This window comes from Affinibrenneria salicis, assembly GCF_008710095.1.
On the sequence record NZ_VYKJ01000039.1, the window covers coordinates 1 to 2,591 of the forward strand.

General features: G+C 55.0%; 2 rRNA genes. Both read right to left on the reverse strand.

What is annotated here, in order from left to right:
• Nucleotides 1-5: 5 nt before the first annotated feature.
• A 5S ribosomal RNA gene (gene rrf, locus FJU30_RS26625) occupies nucleotides 6-121 on the reverse strand.
• Between the two features lie 113 nt (nucleotides 122-234).
• Nucleotides 235-2,591, reverse strand: a 23S ribosomal RNA gene (locus FJU30_RS26630); the annotation flags it as partial.

The following is a 2,591-nucleotide window of genomic DNA, read 5'->3' on the forward strand; positions in this document are numbered from 1 at the left end:
TTGATGCCTGGCAGTGCCCTACTCTCGCATGGGGAGGCCCCACACTACCATCGGCGCTGCGGCGTTTCACTTCTGAGTTCGGCATGGGGTCAGGTGGGACCACCGCGCTGTCGCCGCCAGGCAAATTCTGTTTCATCCCGCACGTCCGCGCTCTCACACGCCACGCACAGAACCAATCCTGTGAACAAGCTAAAATCTCTGCTCTCTTCTCTCTCAAAACACCTTCGGTGTTGTAAGGTTAAGCCTCTCGGGTCATTAGTACCGGTCAGCTCAATGCATCGCTGCACTTACACATCCGGCCTATCAACGTCGTCGTCTTCAACGTCCCTTCAGGGGCATCTGGTGCCCAGGGAAGACTCATCTCGGGGCAAGTTTCCCGCTTAGATGCTTTCAGCGGTTATCTCTTCCGCATTTAGCTACCGGGCAGTGCCATTGGCATGACAACCCGTACACCAGTGATGCGTTCACTCCGGTCCTCTCGTACTAGGAGCAACCCCCCTCAGTCTTCCAGCGCCCACGGCAGATAGGGACCGAACTGTCTCACGACGTTCTAAACCCAGCTCGCGTACCACTTTAAATGGCGAACAGCCATACCCTTGGGACCTGCTTCAGCCCCAGGATGTGATGAGCCGACATCGAGGTGCCAAACACCGCCGTCGATATGAACTCTTGGGCGGTATCAGCCTGTTATCCCCGGAGTACCTTTTATCCGTTGAGCGATGGCCCTTCCATTCAGAACCACCGGATCACTAAGACCTGCTTTCGCACCTGCTCGCGCCGTCACGCTCGCAGTCAAGCCAGCTTATGCCTTTGCACTAACCTCCTGATGTCCGACCAGGATTAGCTGACCTTCGTGCTCCTCCGTTACTCTTTGGGAGGAGACCGCCCCAGTCAAACTACCCACCAGACACTGTCCCCGTGCCGGATCACGGCACCAGGTTAGAACATCAAACATTAAAGGGTGGTATTTCAAGGATGGCTCCGTGCAGACTGGCGTCCACACTTCAAAGCCTCCCACCTATCCTGCACATCAAGGTTCAAGGTTCAGTGTCAAGCTGTAGTAAAGGTTCACGGGGTCTTTCCGTCTAGCCGCGGGTACACTGCATCTTCACAGCGAGTTCAATTTCACTGAGTCCCGGGTGGAGACAGCCTGGCCATCATTACGCCATTCGTGCAGGTCGGAACTTACCCGACAAGGAATTTCGCTACCTTAGGACCGTTATAGTTACGGCCGCCGTTTACCGGGGCTTCGATCAGGAGCTTCGCCTTGCGGCTGACCCCATCAATTAACCTTCCGGCACCGGGCAGGCGTCACACCGTATACGTCCACTTTCGTGTTTGCACAGTGCTGTGTTTTTATTAAACAGTTGCAGCCAGCTGGTATCTGCGACTGGCTTCAGCTCCATCCGTAAAGGACTTCACCTACACGCCAGCGTGCCTTCTCCCGAAGTTACGGCACCATTTTGCCTAGTTCCTTCACCCGGGTTCTCTCAAGCGCCTGAGTATTCTCTACCTGACCACCTGTGTCGGTTTGGGGTACGATTTGATGTTACCTGATGCTTAGAGGCTTTTCCTGGAAGCAGGGCATCTGTCACTTCAGCACCGTAGTGCCTCGTCATCACGCCTCAGTGTTAAAAGCAACCGGATTTGCCTGGTCGCTCCACCTGCACGCTTAAACCGGGACAACCGTCGCCCGGATGACATAGCCTTCTCCGTCCCCCCTTCGCAGTAACACCGAGTACAGGAATATTAACCTGTTTCCCATCGGCTACGCCTTTCGGCCTCGCCTTAGGGGTCGACTCACCCTGCCCCGATTAACGTTGGACAGGAACCCTTGGTCTTCCGGCGTGCGGGTTTTTCACCCGCATTATCGTTACTTATGTCAGCATTCGCACTTCTGATACCTCCAGCAGACCTCACAGTCCGCCTTCGACGGCTTACAGAACGCTCCCCTACCCAGCAACACTTAGTGTCGCTGCCGCAGCTTCGGTGCATGGTTTAGCCCCGTTACATCTTCCGCGCAGGCCGACTCGACCAGTGAGCTATTACGCTTTCTTTAAATGATGGCTGCTTCTAAGCCAACATCCTGGCTGTCTGGGCCTTCCCACATCGTTTCCCACTTAACCATGACTTTGGGACCTTAGCTGGCGGTCTGGGTTGTTTCCCTCTTCACGACGGACGTTAGCACCCGCCGTGTGTCTCCCGTGATAACATTCTCCGGTATTCGCAGTTTGCATCGGGTTGGTAAGCCGGGATGGCCCCCTAGTCGAAACAGTGCTCTACCCCCGGAGATGAATTCACGAGGCGCTACCTAAATAGCTTTCGGGGAGAACCAGCTATCTCCCGGTTTGATTGGCCTTTCACCCCCAGCCACAGGTCATCCGCTAATTTTTCAACATTAGTCGGTTCGGTCCTCCAGTTAGTGTTACCCAACCTTCAACCTGCCCATGGCTAGATCACCGGGTTTCGGGTCTATACCCTGCAACTGGACGCCCGGTTAAGACTCGGTTTCCCTGCGGCTCCCCTATTCGGTTAACCTTGCTACAGAATATAAGTCGCTGACCCATTATACAAAAGGTACGCAGTCACCC